This is a genomic window from Streptomyces sp. C1-1, from assembly GCF_050214755.1.
Classification (GTDB): domain Bacteria; phylum Actinomycetota; class Actinomycetes; order Streptomycetales; family Streptomycetaceae; genus Streptomyces.
Window position 1 is genome coordinate 7,196,513 of the sequence record NZ_CP189826.1, and the last position, 16,694, is coordinate 7,213,206.

Annotated in this window: 18 protein-coding genes; 8 read left to right on the plus strand and 10 right to left on the minus strand. The window is 70.7% G+C overall.

The genetic code is table 11. The annotated features are described in order from the left end of the window. Positions 1-277: 277 nt before the first annotated feature. The gene (gene glnII / locus ACQF4J_RS32615; protein WP_427167474.1) at positions 278-1,306 is read right to left on the minus strand and encodes a glutamine synthetase; all 1,029 of its coding nucleotides are present in this window, start codon (positions 1,304-1,306) and stop codon (positions 278-280) included. A 194-nt stretch (positions 1,307-1,500) separates the two neighbouring features. Next, entirely contained in the window at positions 1,501-1,950 is a 450-nt protein-coding gene (locus ACQF4J_RS32620) for a MarR family transcriptional regulator (protein ID WP_427168653.1), read from the minus strand. Between the two features lie 68 nt (positions 1,951-2,018). Here ACQF4J_RS32620 and ACQF4J_RS32625 point away from each other — a divergent pair, with 68 nt between their 5' ends. Next, on the plus strand, positions 2,019-2,879 hold the full coding sequence (locus ACQF4J_RS32625) for an alpha/beta fold hydrolase (RefSeq protein ID WP_427167475.1): 861 nt from the start codon (positions 2,019-2,021) through the stop codon (positions 2,877-2,879). A 3-nt stretch (positions 2,880-2,882) separates the two neighbouring features. On the opposite strand, the gene ACQF4J_RS32630 is transcribed toward ACQF4J_RS32625, so the two are convergent. The 3 genes from ACQF4J_RS32630 to ACQF4J_RS32640 form a co-directional block, all read right to left on the minus strand. Further along, a complete protein-coding gene (locus ACQF4J_RS32630) occupies positions 2,883-3,569 on the minus strand; it encodes a hypothetical protein (RefSeq protein ID WP_200702753.1) in 687 nt (228 codons plus the stop codon). 118 nt (positions 3,570-3,687) lie between these two features. Next, positions 3,688-4,494 carry a hypothetical protein gene (locus ACQF4J_RS32635; RefSeq protein WP_427167476.1) on the minus strand — a complete coding sequence of 269 codons (807 nt, stop codon included), beginning with the start codon at positions 4,492-4,494 and terminating at the stop codon, positions 3,688-3,690. Between the two features lie 58 nt (positions 4,495-4,552). Next, entirely contained in the window at positions 4,553-4,912 is a 360-nt protein-coding gene (locus ACQF4J_RS32640) for an arsenate reductase family protein (protein WP_351572637.1), read from the minus strand. A 151-nt stretch (positions 4,913-5,063) separates the two neighbouring features. Here ACQF4J_RS32640 and ACQF4J_RS32645 point away from each other — a divergent pair, with 151 nt between their 5' ends. Further along, positions 5,064-5,378, plus strand: coding sequence for a hypothetical protein (locus tag ACQF4J_RS32645; protein WP_351572640.1), 315 nt, complete (start codon positions 5,064-5,066; stop codon positions 5,376-5,378). Positions 5,379-5,467: 89 nt separating this feature from the next. Here ACQF4J_RS32645 and ACQF4J_RS32650 read toward each other — a convergent pair whose 3' ends face one another. Further along, entirely contained in the window at positions 5,468-6,652 is a 1,185-nt protein-coding gene (locus ACQF4J_RS32650; RefSeq protein WP_427167477.1) for a winged helix DNA-binding domain-containing protein, read from the minus strand. Positions 6,653-7,099: 447 nt separating this feature from the next. Here ACQF4J_RS32650 and ACQF4J_RS32655 point away from each other — a divergent pair, with 447 nt between their 5' ends. The 4 genes from ACQF4J_RS32655 (at position 7,100) to ACQF4J_RS32670 (ending at position 11,578) form a co-directional block, all read left to right on the plus strand. Then, on the plus strand, positions 7,100-8,458 hold the full coding sequence (locus ACQF4J_RS32655; RefSeq protein WP_351577897.1) for a DUF2252 domain-containing protein: 1,359 nt from the start codon (positions 7,100-7,102) through the stop codon (positions 8,456-8,458). A gap of 21 nt (positions 8,459-8,479) precedes the next feature. Further along, a complete protein-coding gene (locus ACQF4J_RS32660) occupies positions 8,480-9,079 on the plus strand; it encodes a chemotaxis protein CheB (RefSeq protein WP_351577899.1) in 600 nt (199 codons plus the stop codon). Between the two features lie 22 nt (positions 9,080-9,101). Further along, the gene (locus ACQF4J_RS32665) at positions 9,102-10,985 is read left to right on the plus strand and encodes a CheR family methyltransferase (RefSeq protein ID WP_427168654.1); all 1,884 of its coding nucleotides are present in this window, start codon (positions 9,102-9,104) and stop codon (positions 10,983-10,985) included. 317 nt (positions 10,986-11,302) lie between these two features. Beyond that, positions 11,303-11,578 carry a hypothetical protein gene (locus tag ACQF4J_RS32670; RefSeq protein ID WP_351577905.1) on the plus strand — a complete coding sequence of 92 codons (276 nt, stop codon included), beginning with the start codon at positions 11,303-11,305 and terminating at the stop codon, positions 11,576-11,578. Between the two features lie 38 nt (positions 11,579-11,616). On the opposite strand, the gene pspAB is transcribed toward ACQF4J_RS32670, so the two are convergent. From pspAB to ACQF4J_RS32685, 3 genes are all read right to left on the minus strand, one after another. Further along, the gene (pspAB, locus tag ACQF4J_RS32675; protein WP_351577908.1) at positions 11,617-12,201 is read right to left on the minus strand and encodes a PspA-associated protein PspAB; all 585 of its coding nucleotides are present in this window, start codon (positions 12,199-12,201) and stop codon (positions 11,617-11,619) included. A 3-nt stretch (positions 12,202-12,204) separates the two neighbouring features. Further along, positions 12,205-13,140: a zinc metalloprotease HtpX gene (gene htpX, locus ACQF4J_RS32680; RefSeq protein ID WP_351577911.1), complete on the minus strand. Its 936-nt coding sequence runs from the start codon at positions 13,138-13,140 to the stop codon at positions 12,205-12,207. 126 nt (positions 13,141-13,266) lie between these two features. After that, on the minus strand, positions 13,267-13,524 hold the full coding sequence (locus ACQF4J_RS32685; RefSeq protein ID WP_142151495.1) for a hypothetical protein: 258 nt from the start codon (positions 13,522-13,524) through the stop codon (positions 13,267-13,269). A 227-nt stretch (positions 13,525-13,751) separates the two neighbouring features. On the opposite strand from ACQF4J_RS32685, the gene ACQF4J_RS32690 reads away from it, so the two are divergent. Further along, positions 13,752-14,513: a hypothetical protein gene (locus tag ACQF4J_RS32690; RefSeq protein ID WP_351577914.1), complete on the plus strand. Its 762-nt coding sequence runs from the start codon at positions 13,752-13,754 to the stop codon at positions 14,511-14,513. A gap of 101 nt (positions 14,514-14,614) precedes the next feature. Here ACQF4J_RS32690 and glnA read toward each other — a convergent pair whose 3' ends face one another. Next, positions 14,615-16,024: a type I glutamate--ammonia ligase gene (gene glnA / locus ACQF4J_RS32695; RefSeq protein ID WP_142151494.1), complete on the minus strand. Its 1,410-nt coding sequence runs from the start codon at positions 16,022-16,024 to the stop codon at positions 14,615-14,617. A gap of 196 nt (positions 16,025-16,220) precedes the next feature. On the opposite strand from glnA, the gene ACQF4J_RS32700 reads away from it, so the two are divergent. After that, positions 16,221-16,691: an RDD family protein gene (locus ACQF4J_RS32700; RefSeq protein WP_351577958.1), complete on the plus strand. Its 471-nt coding sequence runs from the start codon at positions 16,221-16,223 to the stop codon at positions 16,689-16,691. The last annotated feature ends 3 nt before the right edge of the window (positions 16,692-16,694 follow it).

Genomic DNA, 16,694 nt, shown 5'->3' on the forward strand with positions numbered 1-16,694 from the left:
CTGGCCGGAGGCCGGGTGAGGTACGGCTTCAGAGGGCCGGCGCGTGGGTCGCGCGGCAACACACCCGGTCGAAGTCGTGGTGCTGACGGGAAGGCCAGAAGGGCTCGAGGTCATGGCGACCCGTCGCGGTGTGCTTCTGGAAGCTGGCCATGGGCCCATTGAAGCAGACGGCGGCCCTCACGAGGAGCCGCCTCTCACTGCTTGGACGCCTTCTTGACGCGAGGGGGCGCCCACCGCGAACGGTGGGCGCCCCTGGAAGGCCTTGTGCGGGTGCGGGTCAGACCTGGCCGGCCTTCTCCAGCGCCGAGCAGCAGGTGTCGACGAGCAGACGCGTCACGACGTACGGGTCGACGTTGGCGTTGGGGCGGCGGTCCTCGATGTAGCCCTTGCCGTCCTTCTCGACCTGCCACGGGATGCGCACGGACGCGCCGCGGTTGGAGACGCCGTAGGAGTACTTGTCCCAGGGGGCGGTCTCGTGCAGGCCGGTCAGGCGGTCGTCGATGCCGGCGCCGTAGTTCTTGACGTGGTCCAGCGGCTTGGAGCCCTCGCCGAGCGACTCGCACGCGGTGATGATCGCGTCGTAGCCCTCGCGCATCGCCTTGGTGGAGAAGTTGGTGTGCGCGCCGGCGCCGTTCCAGTCGCCCTTCACCGGCTTCGGGTCCAGCGTCGCGGAGACGCCGAAGTCCTCGGCGGTGCGGTACAGCAGCCAGCGGGCCACCCACAGCTGGTCGGAGACCGTCAGCGGGGCCAGCGGGCCGACCTGGAACTCCCACTGGCCGGGCATGACCTCGGCGTTGATGCCGGAGATGCCGAGACCGGCGGCCAGGCAGTTCTCCAGGTGCGCCTCGACGACGTCACGGCCGAAGATCTCGTCCGCGCCGACACCGCAGTAGTAGCCGCCCTGCGGGGCCGGGAAGCCGCCCTTGGGGAAGCCGAGCGGGTAGCCGTCCTTGAAGAAGGTGTACTCCTGCTCGATGCCGAAGATCGGCTCCTGCGCGGCGAACTTCTCCGCCACCTCGACGAGCGCGGCACGGGTGTTGGTCTCGTGCGGCGTCATGTCGATGTTGTAGACCTCGCACAGGACGAGGATGTCGTCGCCGCCGCGGATCGGGTCCGGGCAGGAGAAGACCGGCTTGAGCACGCAGTCCGAGGCGTGGCCCTCGGCCTGGTTGGTGGAGGACCCGTCGAAGCCCCAGATCGGCAGCTCGGCACCCTTTGCGTCGTCGGCGAGGATCTTCGTCTTGGAACGCAGCTTGGCCGTCGGCTCGGTGCCGTCGATCCAGATGTACTCAGCCTTGAAGCTCACGGGCCACATCCTTCGGGGTATGTCCAGGCGCACTTGCGGGTGCTGCGGCGCTGCGGCACTGGGGCGCCGCTCTCGATGCCCGCGAGCCTGTCAACAGGCGATTTCCCGACCATTGCTCGAATGTGAACCCCGTGTTACCTGGCGCTGGTGTGGCGCGATTCACGGTGTGAGGACGCGTGCGACGGCCGAGCCGGTCACCCCTGCCCGGCCGCCGCCTCCCGTACGCCCTCCAGGAACCCCCTGATCGCGGCCAGTTCCCGTTCGTCGTACCCGCGCAGCAGCTCCGCCGTCCGCCCGATCAGCGGCCCGAAGAAGGCCCACCCGAGCGCCACCGCCTGCTCCTCCACCTCGATCACGACCCTGCGCCGGTCCCGCTCCGAGCGGACCCGCCGCACGTGCCCGGCCCGTTCCAGCCGGTCCACCAGGGCCGTCGTGCCGGCCGAGTTCAGGCCGAGCGCGGCGCCGAGCCGCCCGGCGGTCGTCTCCTCGCCCGCCCGTGCGGCGTCCATCAGCGCGATCAGCGCGCGTACGTCGGTCGGATGCATGTGGTTTCGGCTCGCGAACCTGCCGCTGAGCAGACCGAGTTCGACGGTCACCGCGCGCAGCAGATGGACGACGTCCAGTTCCGGGCCCTGGGGCTGCATGTCCTTCTCCGGTATCGTCTCGCTCACCGAGTATCTCGCTCGACGAGATAATAGAGGAGGCGGAGGCGATGGGCACCGCGTTCGACATGGACGGTTTCCTGGTCTCGTACGACAAGGTCATGGCGAAGTGGCCCGCCGAGCGCGAGGCGGTGATCGTTCCCACGCCCTTCGGGACGGCGTACGTCAACAGGTGCGGCCCGCTCCACGCACCCGCGGTCGTCCTGCTGCCCGGCGGCGGGGGAGCCACCTCGGCCTCCTGGTACGCCCAGGCCGCCGAACTCGCCCGCACCCACCGCGTCCACGCCGTGGACCTCCCCGCCTGCGCGGGCCGCGGCACCGAGGTTCGCGGCCGTCACCCCCGTACGGCCGCGGACCTGGTGGACTGGCTGGACGCGGTCCTGGACGGCCTGGGCCTGGAGGAGACCGACCTGGGCGGGCACTCCTACGGCGGCTGGATCGCCCTGCACCACGCCCTGCGCGCACGCGGGCGGGTGCGCCGACTCTTCCTCCTGGACCCCACCATGTGCTTCGCCGGATTCCGGCCGGCGTACCTGCTGCACGCCCTGCCGTCGCTGCTGCGGCCCTCGCCCCCGAGGGCCCGGGCCTTCCTGGAGTGGGAGACCGGGGGAGTTCCCCTCGACCCCGACTGGCTCCGCCTCCAGGAGACGGCCGCCGGCTTCCCCTCCGTGTCGAAGCCGGTGACCGGTCCGCGCCCGGCGCCCGAGGCGCTGCGCGGCCTTGACATGCCGGTCCTGCTGCTCCTGGCCGGGAGCAGCAGGACACAGGACCCGCACGAGGTGGCGGCGCGGGCGGCCGGACTGCTGCCGCGCGTCGAGACGGTCGTGGTCCCCGGCGTCTCTCATCACGCGCTGCCGCAGTCCGCGCCCCCCGGACTGGGCCGCCTCCTCACGGAGTTCCTGAATTCCTGACCCTCACCCCACCTTCTCGATCACTGCCCGCCGGATCAGGAACTTGCCGGGCTCACGGACCTGTTCGAAGGCCGCGTTGTTCAGCAGGACGCAGCTGCCGGAGACCGAAGTGACCTTCACCGTCGTGGACTTGTTGTTGTCCAGGTTGGTGACCTTCAGCGTCGTCCCCGCCGGGAACTGGTTGCTGGACGCGGCAGGCGCGCCGGCCTCGCCCGACAGCGTCACGGTGGAGCCCTTGCAGACCTGCTGGGCGGAGCCGGACGCGGCAGCGCCGCCCGCGTTCGCGTTTCCCGCGGGCGCCGAGGCGGCCTGCGAGGGCGGCGCGGACTGCGCGGGTGGGGCCGACTGCGCGGGCTGAGTGGACTGGGAGCCCTGAGCCGACTCCCCAACCACGCAACCGGACGCCTTCTGCTGCACCTTGATCTGCGCGATGACCGCCTCGCGGTTGGCGATCCGGGCCGCGGACTGGGCGTCGGGGTTGGCCCGCTGCCCGTCGATGAACTTCTGGTTGTTGCCGAGGGCGGTGGCGAGTCCCTGGCAGACGTTGGAGTCCGCGGCCGACAGAGTCCTCGGACTCTGCGCGGCGTTGGAGGTGCTCGCCATGACGAAGGCACCGCCGCCCGCCACCGCCGCCGCGCTCACCAGCAGCGCGATCTTCTTCTTCGTACCGAGAGTTCTCCTGCGCGACATGCGCGCCTCCTGAGAGGTAGGGGAGCGTACGCCGCTATGTACGAGATACCGAACAGACTTACTCAGCGGTTGCGGGAGTCACTGAAGTAACGTACGTCACAGGAGACTTGGAGGCGGCTCACAGGTTGCCGTCCTTGCCCTCCTCGTAGGCCACCACCGTGTCGTTCACGCGCTTGAGCAGCCCGTCCGTCTCCTTCGTCAGCGCGGCCTCCCCGGTCTCCGAGCCGTCGCCCCACTGCCCGTTGGCGAACACCACGGACCGTACGGTCATCAGCCGACGGAACACGCCCGCCGACCCTGGCGGCACGGTCGGCAGCCCCGCCTGCGGGGGCGGGTCGAGGGAGACCACCTGATACGTCAACGGATCCATGACGGCCATCCCGAACACCATTCCCGAGTCCTCCGCCCGCCGGAAACTCACCACGGTGACGGTGATCTGCGAGCGGCGGTCGGCGTCCGTGAACAGCGCCGCGGTCAACCGCAGGCACCCCTTGCCCTGTTGGACCACCGCCGCCAGCTGCTGCGACATCCCGCGGGCGCACTCCGTGGTGGTGGCCAGGTCCACCCGCTCGTAACGGGAGCCGTCCTTCAGGCGGACGCTCTTCGAGGGGAACGCCTGCTCGGGCCGGATCACGGGGCGGGCGAGCAGGGAGGGGAGGGAGGAAGGGGCGTCGGAGGGCAGGGCGGCGGAGACGGAGGGTGCGGCCGCCGCCCGGGGGCTCGCCGATGTCTTCGCGACGGCCCCGCCGCCCTTGCCGTCGCCGCCGGAGTACAGCACCATGCCCGCGCCGGCGGCGGCGACGAGCAGGACGCCCACCGCGGCGGCGGCCGCCGACCGTGCCCGTCGCGCCTTGCGCACGCGCTCCCGCTCCGCGGCCCACGGGTCGTACGGCTCGTACGGCGTTCCTTGATCACCGAAGGTCATGGCGGCGGAGGGTAACAGCAGTCGCGGCCCACGATCCCGTCGCCGGAGATACCGTCGGCTAACGGGACAGAGCGTCCCGAACGGCCTCCTCGGAACGTCCGACGACCGCCGTGCCGTCGTCCGCGGTGATGATCGGACGCTGGATCAGCCCGGGATGCCGGGACAGCGCCGTGATCCACCGCTCGCGCGAGGACGCGTCCCGCGCCCAGTCCTTGAGCCCCAGCTCCTTCGCCACGTCCTCCTGGGTGCGGGTGATGTCCCACGGTTCCAGCCCCAGGCGGTCGAGTACGTCCCTGATCTCGTCCTCGCTCGGCACGTCCTCCAGGTAGCGGCGGACGGTGTAGTCGGCTCCCTCGGCGTCGAGCAGGCCGATCGCGCTGCGGCACTTCGAACAGGCCGGGTTGATCCAGATCTCCATGGGGTCCACGGTACGTCAGAGGGTGGCCGAAAGCCCTTGTGGCCAGGGGCTTTTGTCAGTGGCGGGCAGTACACTAGAAGAAGTGTTCGAGGGTGTCGGGGGGTTGCCGGAACCCCCGTACCGACCCCCTCACCGCGACAGGAGGATGCCTGTGCCCGCTGCCGCACTGAAGCCGAAGCCGAAGCCGACCCAGTCCACCGTGACGCGCCCCGTCCTGCTCGACCTGCCGTACGAACCCCTGGAGAAGCGCCCGTTGCCGCCCGGGCGGCCGCGCGAGTGGTACATCACGCACAACCGCCGCCTCAAGGCGATGCGGTTGGCCATCGCCCTGCTCGACTCGGGCGTGTACGTACCGAACCAGGCCCGCAACGAGACGATCCGCAGCACGGCGGAGACGATCGGCGTACACCCGCCGTCGGACACGACGTGCCACATGGTGCGGGCACTGATGCGTTACTCGAGGTGAACCCACGGTGCCGGGCGCCGCTTTCCCGAGGGCGCCCGGCACGCCGCCTGCCAGGGCCGGCTACGCCGAGCCGATCCGAACGACAGACCCTAGGACGCCAGTTCCTTCTCCAACGGGGTCCGGAAGCGCGGGGTCACCCGGGCCGGTCCCAACCAGCCGCGCAGTCGGTCCACTTCGGCCGCGATCGCCGCCTCGCCCTCGCGGCCCACACCCCGGTCGTCGAGCAGGCGCCAGGCGATCTCCCCGTCGGCGCGCTGCGCCCAGCCGCCCACCACCCGGCCGTTCCACCACACCGTCGGCCCGACGTTCCCGCTGCCGTCGAACAGCGGCGGCCGCAGCTCCGGCGCCAGATACCAGTCCCGCGCCTGCCAGCCCATCGCCGTCGGGTCCAGCCCCGGCAGCAGCGCCGCCCAGGGCCCGACGGGGTCGGCCACCGGATCGACGTCGCCCTCGACGACGTACCCCGTGCCCTCGTCCAGGGACACCGGCCGCGCGCCGATCGCCGCCAGCGCGCGCCGTACGTCGGTCACCTTCCAGCCCGTCCACCACTTCAGGTCCGCCTCGGTGGCCGGCCCGCACGCCGCCAGCCAGCGTCCCAGGAGCTCCGCCTGGGCAGCCGCCAGGTCGAGTTCGGGATGGGCGGGGGCGAGCGCCCAGCGGAACTGGGTCGACGTCCAGGAGCCCAGTGGCCGGCCCCGCACCACCTTGCCCTCCACGCCCAGCACCCGCAGCAGCCGCGACGAGACGGTGTGCACGCCCTCGTAGCCCTTCCCGGCCGCGTACGCGAACCGCTCCCGCAACCGCGGCTCGTCCTCGGCCAGTTCGGTCGCCGTCGCCTGGCTGCGGCGGGCCAGCGCGGCCAGCGTCGACTCCTCGACCTCCTTCAGCCAGGCCGCGTCCGGCGCTCCGGCCGTCGCCATGTCCTTCACCAGCTTGGCCCGCTCGCGCGCGGCCACCGCGAGGCCCGTCGAGGCGTGGACGACCGCGGTGAGCGGAGTGGGGAAGACGAACACCGTGTGGCGCATGCCGTGCATCCGGACCAGTGAGCGGTCCTCGTACAGCGCCCGGTCCGTCTCGGGCACCGTCCTGGCCGGGTCCGCCAGGCGCGCGCCGACCGCCAGGTACACCGTCGCCGGGTCCGTGCCGTGCAGCGCGACGAGCGCGTCCGCGACCTCCTCCGGCGCCGTGCCCCGCGCCGGCCCCGCCAGCCGGTGCCGCAGCGCCAGCCGCGCCCGCCGCTCCGTCACACCGACGTACCGCTCCCTGCCGCCCATGCACCCTCCACCCCGTCGAAACCACCACCGAGCCGCACCCGACCCTGAACGCATCATCCCGAACCCCACTGACAACGACCCGGTCGTCCCGCATGACCCGCCCGCACCTGGACTCCCGCCCGTTACCCGCGACGCCCGCGCGCCCGCGTCCCGTCACCCGATTGCCGGACCCGGCATGCGCACCACCCGGCTGCCGCCTTCACTGCGATCAAGAGGCGACGAGCCGAGGTGATCACCGGAACCGTCCCTGGCGGACACGGCGGCGGGAGGCGAGATGGACGGCAGTCACGGCACACGGCGTCACGGCGCGCGGCGCGGGATGGGTGGGGCCACGTGGAGACGGCCACCGGCACCGGCACCCCTGCCCCACGACCGCACCGCACCTCCCCGGTCCGTCGGCACGCCCCCGGCCGGTCCCGGTCCCGCCGCACCCGCCCGGTCCGCCCCATGAGCACCTCCATCGCCCCCGCCGCCCCGGCCGACCGCGCGCAGCGCGGCAGGGCCGCCCGCAAGCGGGTGCCGCGCTCCGGTCACGCCGGCTGGCTCGCGCCCGTCGACCGGCCCGACCCCGTCGCCGTACTGGAGCGGCAGGGCCGGGACCGGCTGTCCGAGCTGCTGCCCATCCGGTACGGCAGGATGGCCGCCTCGCCGCTCGCCTTCCTGCGCGGGTCGGCCGCCGTGATGGCCGCCGACCTCGCCTCCCGGCCGCACACCGGTCTCACCGTGCAGCTGTGCGGCGACGCCCACCTGCTCAACTTCGGCCTGTACGCCTCCCCGGAACGCACGCTGCTGTTCGACCTCAACGACTTCGACGAGACCTTCCCCGGTCCCTTCGAGTGGGACGTCCAGCGGCTCGCGGCGAGCGTGGCCGTCGCCGCCCGTGAGAACGGGCACGCCGACGACAAGGCCCGCCGGGCGGCCCTGGCGGCGACCGCCGCCTACCGGACCACCATCGGGCGGCTGGCCCGGCGCGGCGAGCTGGAGGTCTGGTACGAGCGCATCGACGCCGACAGCCTGCGCTCGCTGGCCCGCTCCGCGCGCCGCCGCCGGCAGGTGGGCGCCAGCCTCACCCGCGCCCGCCGCCGCACCAGCCTCCAGGCCGTCGGCAAGCTCACGGAGGTCGTCGACGGCCGTCGTCGGATCGTGCTCGACCCGCCGCTGCTGGATTCCGCCGGCGTCTCCGACCTGGCCGCGGTCCGCAAGATGTTCAGCGACTACCGCTCCACCCTGTCCGAGGAACGCCGTCTGCTCCTGGACCGCTACCGCTTCGTGGACGCCGCCCGCAAGGTCGTCGGCGTGGGCAGCGTCGGCATGCGCTGCTTCGTCGTGCTGCTCGCCGGACGGGACCCCGACGACCTGCTGTTCCTGCAGATCAAGGAGGCACGCAACTCCGTACTGGAGGAGCACCTGCCGCACGGCCCGTACGTCCACCCCGGACACCGTGTGGTGTCCGGGCAGCGGCTGACGCAGGCCGCGAGCGACATCTTCCTGGGGTGGATGAGCGGACCCCAGGGCCGCGCCTTCTACTGGCGTCAGCTGCGGGACATGAAGGGCTCCGCGGACGTCGCCGGCATGAGCCCGTCCGAGCTGCTCGCCTACGCCCGCCTGTGCGGCACCGCCCTGGCCCGCGCCCACGCCCGCTCCGGCGACCGCATCGCCATCGCCGCCTATCTGGGCGAGGCCGACACCTTCGACCGGGCCGTGGCCGACTTCGCTCTCGCCTACGCCGCCCAGAGTTGCGACGACCACGCCGCCCTGGGCGCGGCGATCGCCGCAGGCGTGGTCAGGGCGGCGCCCGACGTGTGACGTCCGGCCTACGCTGGCCACGTGCAGCCTTCCGCAGACCAGTCCGACCACTACGAGGTCATCGCCCTCGCCTCCTCGGCCGGTGGTGTGAACGGCCTGCTCACCCTGCTCAGCGGCCTGGACGCCGACCTGCCGGTGCCGGTCCTGGCCGTGCAGCACCTGGACCCGCGCCACCGCACCGTCATCGCGGAGGTTTTGGGCCGCCGTACGAAACTGCCCGTGAAGCTGGCCGAGGACGAGGAGCACGTCCGGCCGGGCCACGTCTACCTCGCACCGCCCGACCGGCACCTCCTGGTCCGCCCCGGCGGCCGGCTCGCCCTCAGCGACAGCGAACTGGTGCACTTCGTCCGCCCCTCCGCCGACCTGCTGTTCGAGTCGGTCGCGGGGGCCTACGGACCGCGGGCCATCGCCTGCGTGCTCACCGGCACCGGACGGGACGGCGCCATGGGGGTGGACGCGGTCAAGTCGCGCGGCGGCACCGTCATCGTGCAGGATCCCGCGACCGCCGAGTTCAGGGGCATGCCAGAGGCGGCACTGGGTACGGGCACAGTGGACTTCGTGCTACCTCTGGACGAGATCGCCGCGGTGATCCGCGGACTGGTCGAGACCAAGAGGCAGTAACAGAGAAGTGGCGGACGCGACGATGGGCGACGGACAGCCGGACCTGGAGACCGACGAGGAACTGGAAGGACTCCTCGGCTTCCTCAGGGACGCCCGCGGCTTCGACTTCACCGGATACAAGCGCTCCTCGCTGGGCCGCCGCATCCGCAAGCGCATGGCGGACGTCCAGGTGGACACGTACACGGACTACCGCGACCGCCTGGAGGCGAATGCGGAGGAGTTCAACGCGCTGTTCAACACCATCCTGATCAACGTCACCTCCTTCTTCCGCGACCCCGACGCCTGGACCTTCCTGCAGCGCGAGGTGCTGCCCGAACTGCTCGCCCGGAGACGGGCCGACGACGAGATCCGGGTGTGGAGCGCCGGCTGCTCCAGCGGCGAGGAGGCCTACTCGCTCGCGATCATGTTCGCCGAGGCGATCGGCCTGGACGAGACCCTGGAACGCGTCAAGATCTACGGCACCGACGTCGACGACGAGGCGCTGCGCGACGCCCGCTCCGGCCTGTACCCGGCCAAGGTGCTGGCCACGCTGGGCCCGGAACTGCGCGACAAGTACTTCGAGCCGAACGGCGTCCGCTTCGGCTTCCGCCCGGACCTGCGCCGCCGGGTGATCTTCGGACGGCACGACGTCACCCGCGACGCCCCCATCTCCCGCCTCGATCTGCTGGTGTGCCGCAACACGATGATGTACTTCAACGTGGAGGCCCAGACCCAGATCGTCGACCGCTTCCACTTCGCCCTGCGCGAGGGAGGTTTCCTCTTCCTCGGCAAGGCCGAGATGCTGCTGAACGACGCCGAGCGTTTCGATGTGATGAGCATGCGGCAACGTGTCTTCCGGCGCCGGCCGGGCGAGGCCTCGGCGCCGTACCTGCCCGCCCCGGTGAAGATCAGGTCCGGGACGAGCAGCGAGCTGCACACCGTGGCCCGGCACCGCCAGATGCGCGACCTCATCCTCGACGCCACCCCCAGCGCCACCGTGGCGGTCGACGCCGAGGGCACCGTCATCCTCGTCAACAACAACGCGCGCGTGCAGTTCGGCCTCACCCCGAACGACATCGGGCGGCCCTTCCAGGACCTGGAGGTCTCCTACCGCCCCGTCGAACTGCGTTCGCTGATCGAGCAGGCCGCCCACGAGCGGCGCCCCCTGCGCGTCAACGGAGCCGAACGCAGGGTCGGCGAGGACCTGCAGTACTTCGACATCCTCGTCCAGCCCCTGGCCGGCCCCGACGGCCTGACCGCCGCCACCAACATCACCTTCACCGACGTCACCGTGGCCACTCGGCTCAAGTCCGAGATCAAACGGGTCCGCGAGGACCTGGAGACCGCGTACGAGGAACTCCAGTCCACCAACGAGGAACTGGAGACCACCAACGAGGAACTCCAGTCGAGCATCGAGGAACTGGAGACCACCAACGAGGAACTCCAGTCCACCAACGAGGAACTGGAGACCACCAACGAAGAACTCCAGTCCGGCAACGAGGAACTGGAGACCATGAACGAGGAGATGCGGGTCCGCACCGAGGAACTGGACGAGGCCCGCACCTTCCTGGAGGCCGTGCTGACCTCCATCGCCGCCGGAGTCGTCGTCCTCGACCAGAAACTGAAGGTCAAGAGCTGGAACCGCGGCGCCGTCGACCTGTGGGGCCTGCGCCCCGACGAGGTCGTCGACCAGCCCTTCTACGGCCTGGAATTCGGGCTGCCCACCGAGAAGCTGCGGGAGGCCGTCCAGACCTGCCTCGACAGCGGCGGGCGCGGCGAGCCGCTGGCCGTGCCGGCCGTGAACCGTCTCGGCAGGACGATCACCTGCCTGGTGCAGTGCAGCCCGTTCGACGGACACAACGGCGGGGTGGTCCTGCTCATGGAGGAGGAGCGGACGACGGGCTCCACGCCGGGAGCCCGGGCGTAGGACTCCAGCTCGGCCAGGCGCTGACCATCCGGCTCCCGCTCCCGGCGCCGCCGTCCGACCGACGTGGCCCAGGACGTCGTGGACCGCCGTCTGAGGCTGCCCGCGGAGGAGGAGGCGGCGAAAACCGGATGCACGCGCAGTGACCGGCTTCCTACGCTGGACACGCATAGCGGAGCCGCTCACCACCGGTTCCCGCAGGACGGGCATCACCCTGCGGACTCAGGGCTACTCTCTACGCACCGACGGCCGGGCGCACGTCCCCAGCGCCCCGTCGGGATCCAGATCGCTCCATCGACCCACGTTCACGGAGGCCCGTCATGGGCACCATCTTGATCGCCGGGACCGTAGTACTGGTCCTCTTAGGATTCGGAAACCACGTCTGGTGGCTGGCCGCGGCCGGCGCGCTGTTCCTGTACCTGCAGTACGGCCGCGACGCGTCGTCGTCGACGTCGTCGGGCGGGGGCGGCTCGTCCGGATCGGTGCCGGCCACCTACCAGGCCTACCGCAAGCGCCGTGACCAGCAGGCCAAGTGGGAACGCCGCTACCGTCGCGAGCGCCCCCTGGAGTCGCGCCGACAGGATCGCGACAAGTAACACCCAGGAGCCCACGGGCCCGGTGCGCCAGGTGGGACCTACAGGCCGGGCGCGCCCCACACCGGGAACCACCGGCTCAGGTCCTGCTCCATCCGCAGGTCGCCGCCGAGCGCAGCCTTCACCTGCAGCTCCAGCGCGTTGTCGCGCCGCTGCCCACCACCGGGCAGCGGCGCGAACGGGTAGAAGGTGCCGCGCTTGTAGAGGTAGACCAGCGCGAGCCGCTTGCCGCCCTCGCCCTCGAACGCGGCCAGGGAGCAAAGCAGTTGCGGCCCGAAGCCGTTGACCTCCATCGAACTGTTCACCGCGTGCAGGTCGTTGACCAGGTCGGACAGCTGGTCGGGGGAGCGGCGCGAGACCAGCCAGGAGTAGCCGAACTCGTCCTGGCTCAGTTCCACCGGGGGCCCGTCCCGGTCGGCGTCCGCGTCCAGCAGGGCCTGGACCTCCCGGTGCGTCTGCTCGAAGGCGGCGCCCTCGACCGTCGCGAAGCACACCGCCCCGGTGCCGGTCGGGGTGAAACCGGCCGCGGCCTCCAGCGTGACGGCCGCCGACGGCAGCGCGAAGAGCCGGTCCAGATCGGGCAGGACCGGCTTCGTGCGGCCGAGCAGGATGTCCAGGAGCCCCATGCATCACGCCTTTCCGGGGGTTTCGGAGGTGCCGGGGGTCGCCGCCTCGCCCAGCTCGGCGGAGATCCGGCCCAGTTGGTCGAGACGCTGTTCCAGCGACGGGTGGGTGGAGAAGAACCGCTCGAAGCCCGGCTCCTTGCCGGTGGCCGGCGTGAAGTAGAAGGCGTTGAAGGCCTGTGCGGTGCGCAGGTCCTTCGTCGGGATCCGGGCGATGTCGCCGGAGACCTTGGTCAGCGCCGACGCCAGCACCGAGGGCCGACCGGTGAGCAGCGCCGCCGCCCGGTCCGCGGCCAGCTCCCGGTACCTGGAGAGCGCCCTGATCAGCAGGAAGCTGATCGCGTACACCGCGGCGGACACCGCCATCACGGCGGCGAAGACGGCGGCGGTGTTCTGGTCCCGGCGCCCTCCGCCGAACAGCTGCGAGTAGAAGGCGAACCGCACGATCAGCCCGGCGATCACACCGAGGAACGACGCGATCGTGATCACGGCGACGTCCTTGTGTGCCACGTGCGACAGCTCGTGCGCGAGGACGCCCTCCAGCTCGGCCGGCTCCAGCCGCCGCAGCAGCCCGGTGGTCACGCAGACCACCGCGTGATCCGGATTCCGGCCGGTCGCGAACGCGTTGGGCATGTCCATCTCGGACACGGCGACGACCGGCTTCGGCATGTCGGCGATCGCGCACAGGCGGTCGACCACCGCGTGCAGCTCGGGATACTCCTCGCGTTCCACGACCCGCCCGCGCATGGCGAACATGGCGATCCGGTCGGAGAACCAGAACTGTGCGACGAACATCGCCGCGACCAGCACCACGACGAGCAGCCAGGACTTGAGCAGCACGATCAGTGCGGCCACGAAGCCCACGTACAGCAATCCGAGCAGGAACATCGTGACCGTCATCCGCACGGTCAGTCGCCGGTCGCTCCGGAAGCGGCTCTGCATCTGCCTCACCCCGCAGTCAGGCACTCGTCCCGCTGTCCAGTGTGCACCCGCCCACTCCCATGAAGTGGTCCCGAACGGCCCTAGGTGCTGCAAAAGGTCCCTGTGAGAGCCCTCTGCGGTCCCTCCCTAGTACGGAGCCCGGAACCGCACCCACCCCAGCAGCACGATCACCGCCGCCACGCACCCGAACACGATCGCCGTCGACACCCAGGACGAGCGGCGCGGCTCCACCGGCCCCGGGTCGGCGCGGAACGGCTGCGGCTCGGGCGGGTTCTCCCGCCACCGAGCGGCCAGCATCCGGGCCCGCGCCGAGGGCTCCTTGAACTCCGCACGGTCGGCCCACTTGATGTCGAACTCCCGCTCGTCATCCCCCGTTTGGGACATCCCCGTATCTCCCCGTCGATTCCGCGACCACTGTCGAACAGCCGTGCAGGAAACCATACGACGACGCTCCCGCCCCGGGAAACGGGACGACAACCCGTCCCGAACGCCCCCTGCGCCCTGACCACGGCTGACCTGCGCGGATGACGTATTCTCGCCCCACCCGCCTTGCCCGCGGCCGGGGGGATTCACGGCTGGGGCAGGCCCGAACCAATTGGGGATTCATGCGCATGAAATCCATGGGCGCCGTCGTCGTCGGCGCCCTGGCGCTTTCCGCCTCCGCCGTCGTCGCCCCGGCCGCCTATGCGACGGAGACCGGCGTGGTGATCCAGAAGCTGTCCGTGAACGGTGGCAAGCCGATCGTCCTCGGCACCTCCCAGAGCGAGTCGTTCACCCTCTCGGTGACCGCCTCGGACGACTCGGGGATCAGCAAGGACCTCGCGTTCCTCGGGATCGACCGGGAGGTCGGCGACGACTACTGGTCGTACCACGGCACCCCGACCTGCACCGCGGTCAATGCCACCACCTCCACCTGCAAGCTCACCTTCAAGCTCGACTCGGGCTGGGGCGTGCCCCGCAACACCCTCGCGGGCAAGTGGGACGTGACCGTCCAACTCCAGTCCAAGGACGGCGACCTCTACAACAACGGCGGCACCGACAAGCACCCGGTCCTGCGCCGGGGCACGCTCAGTGTCAACGCCGGCCCCGAGCCGGTCACCAAGGGCAGGCCGATCACGGTCACGGGCAAGCTGGCCCGCGCCAACTGGGACAAGCGCGTCTACGCGGGCTACACCGACCAGCCGGTGAAGCTGCAGTTCCGCAAGGCGGGCACCAGCACGTACACGACCCTCAAGACCGTCTACAGCAACTCGACGGGCAACCTCTCGACCACAGTCACGGCAGCGGCGGACGGATACTGGCGCTGGTCCTTCGCCGGTACGTCCACCACGTCGCCGGCCAACGCCACGGGCGACTACGTCGACGTGCGCTGACCCAAACGGCCGTCGGCCGTGCCCCTCCGGCGAGGAAGGACACGGCCGACGGCCCAGACCCGGCCCAGGGGAGCGGAAACCCGCTCTGACCTGGGGCGATATCACACGTCGAAGTACAGCTCGAACTCGTGCGGGTGTGGGCGGAGCTGCAGCGGGGCGATCTCGTTCGCGCGCTTGAAGTCGATCCAGGTCTCGATCAGGTCGGCCGTGAAGACGTCACCGGCGAGCAGGAACTCGTGGTCGCGCTCCAGGGAGTCGAGGACGGCCGGGAGCGAGGTCGGGACCTGCGCGACGTTGGCGTGCTCCTCGGGGGCCAGCTCGTAGAGGTCCTTGTCGATCGGCTCGGCCGGCTCGATCTTGTTCTTGATGCCGTCCAGGCCCGCGAGCAGCAGCGCGGAGAAGGCCAGGTACGGGTTGCCGGAGGAGTCGGGCGCGCGGAACTCGACGCGCTTGGCCTTCGGGTTGGAGCCGGTGATCGGGATACGCATGGCCGCGGAGCGGTTGCGCTGCGAGTACACCAGGTTGATCGGGGCCTCGAAGCCCGGCACCAGGCGGTGGTACGAGTTCACCGTCGGGTTGGTGAAGGCCAGCAGCGACGGGGCGTGCTTGAGGATGCCGCCGATGTAGTAGCGGGCGGTGTCCGACAGGCCCGCGTAGCCGGCCTCGTCGTAGAACAGCGGGTCGCCGTTGCTCCACAGCGACTGGTGCACGTGCATGCCCGAGCCGTTGTCACCGAAGATCGGCTTCGGCATGAAGGTCGCGGTCTTGCCGTTGCGCCAGGCCACGTTCTTCACGATGTACTTGAAGAGCTGCAGGTCGTCGGCGGCGGCGAGCAGCGTGTTGAACTTGTAGTTGATCTCGGCCTGGCCGGCGGTGCCCACCTCGTGGTGCTGGCGCTCGACCTTCAGGCCGGACCGCTCCAGCTCCAGGGAGATCTCGGCGCGCAGGTCGGCGAAGTGGTCGACCGGGGCCACCGGGAAGTAACCGCCCTTGTAGCGGACCTTGTAACCACGGTTGTTCTCGACGGCGCCGGTGTTCCAGGCGCCCGCCTCGGAGTCGATGTGGTAGAAGCTCTCGTTCGCCGAGGTGGCGAAGCGCACGCTGTCGAAGACGTAGAACTCGGCCTCGGGACCGAAGTACGCGGTGTCCGCGATACCGGTGGAGGCGAGGTAGGCCTCGGCCTTCTTCGCCACGTTGCGCGGGTCACGGGAGTACTGCTCGCCCGTGATCGGGTCGTGGATGAAGAAGTTGATGTTGAGCGTCTTGTCACGGCGGAAGGGGTCGACCCGGGCGGTCGACAGGTCCGCGCGCAGCGCCATGTCGGACTCGTGGATCGCCTGGAAACCACGGATCGACGATCCGTCGAAGGCGAGCTCCTCGTCCGGGTCGAACGCCTCGACGGGCACCGTGAAGTGCTGCATGACGCCCGGCAGGTCGCAGAAGCGGACGTCGACGAACTTGACGTCCTCGTCCGCGATGAACTTCTTGGCCTCGTCGGCGTTCTGGAACATCCAGCTCCTCCTACTCCCGACCGCCTGCCGGGGTGGTAGTTCGTTCGTGCGGCCAGTGCGGTGGCACACGCTGCCCTCGACACTAGGGATGGGTGATTTCTCGGGCGTGACCCATTTGTTTCGCACAAGTTAACCGGACGCCGTCCGGTTGACCCCACCTGTCCGTATCCCGAAACGCTGGCAGTACCGTGGACGCGTGGACAAGAGGGAAGCAGTTGGATCGTGGCTCTCCGGCCCCCGCGCGGCCGCCGAGGAAGCCGGTGTGGACTTCGGATACCGCGGTGAGCAGCTGGGCCTGCCGCAGGAGGGGCCGGGCTCGATCGCCCGCCCCGGCCGCAGGTTCGCCGCCCTGGCCGTCGACTGGGGGCTGTGCCTCTTGATCGCATACGGTCTCATCACGCACGGCTACCACCCCCAGTCGACCGGGAACTGGGCGCTTCTGGTCTTCTTCGTCCTGGGCGTGCTGACCGTCGGCACCATCGGCTTCACGCCCGGCAAGCGCCTGTTCGGCCTGCGCGTTGTCGCCCTCGGCACGGGCCTGCCCAGCTTCCCGCGCGGCCTGATCCGCACGGCCCTGCTGTGCGTCGCGATCCCGGCCCTGATCTGGGACCGCGACGGCCGGGGCCTGCACGACAAGCTGGCCGGCACCGTCGAGGTCCGCCTCTGAACC

Excerpts from the sequence above, each read along its gene's own strand:
- ACQF4J_RS32620 (WP_427168653.1), bottom strand. The coding sequence starts at position 1,950 with ATGCAGCCCCAGGGCCCGGAACTGGACGTCGTCCATCTGCTGCGCGCG.
- ACQF4J_RS32690 (WP_351577914.1), top strand. The coding sequence starts at position 13,752 with ATGAAATCCATGGGCGCCGTCGTCGTCGGCGCCCTGGCGCTTTCCGCC.
- ACQF4J_RS32630 (WP_200702753.1), bottom strand. The coding sequence starts at position 3,569 with ATGTCGCGCAGGAGAACTCTCGGTACGAAGAAGAAGATCGCGCTGCTG.
- ACQF4J_RS32670 (WP_351577905.1), top strand. The coding sequence starts at position 11,303 with ATGGGCACCATCTTGATCGCCGGGACCGTAGTACTGGTCCTCTTAGGA.
- ACQF4J_RS32640 (WP_351572637.1), bottom strand. The coding sequence starts at position 4,912 with ATGGAGATCTGGATCAACCCGGCCTGTTCGAAGTGCCGCAGCGCGATC.
- ACQF4J_RS32625 (WP_427167475.1), top strand. The coding sequence starts at position 2,019 with ATGGGCACCGCGTTCGACATGGACGGTTTCCTGGTCTCGTACGACAAG.
- ACQF4J_RS32685 (WP_142151495.1), bottom strand. The coding sequence starts at position 13,524 with ATGTCCCAAACGGGGGATGACGAGCGGGAGTTCGACATCAAGTGGGCC.
- pspAB (WP_351577908.1), bottom strand. The coding sequence starts at position 12,201 with ATGGGGCTCCTGGACATCCTGCTCGGCCGCACGAAGCCGGTCCTGCCC.
- htpX (WP_351577911.1), bottom strand. The coding sequence starts at position 13,140 with ATGCAGAGCCGCTTCCGGAGCGACCGGCGACTGACCGTGCGGATGACG.
- ACQF4J_RS32635 (WP_427167476.1), bottom strand. The coding sequence starts at position 4,494 with ATGACCTTCGGTGATCAAGGAACGCCGTACGAGCCGTACGACCCGTGG.
- ACQF4J_RS32650 (WP_427167477.1), bottom strand. The coding sequence starts at position 6,652 with ATGGGCGGCAGGGAGCGGTACGTCGGTGTGACGGAGCGGCGGGCGCGG.
- glnA (WP_142151494.1), bottom strand. The coding sequence starts at position 16,024 with ATGTTCCAGAACGCCGACGAGGCCAAGAAGTTCATCGCGGACGAGGAC.
- ACQF4J_RS32665 (WP_427168654.1), top strand. The coding sequence starts at position 9,102 with ATGGGCGACGGACAGCCGGACCTGGAGACCGACGAGGAACTGGAAGGA.
- ACQF4J_RS32655 (WP_351577897.1), top strand. The coding sequence starts at position 7,100 with ATGAGCACCTCCATCGCCCCCGCCGCCCCGGCCGACCGCGCGCAGCGC.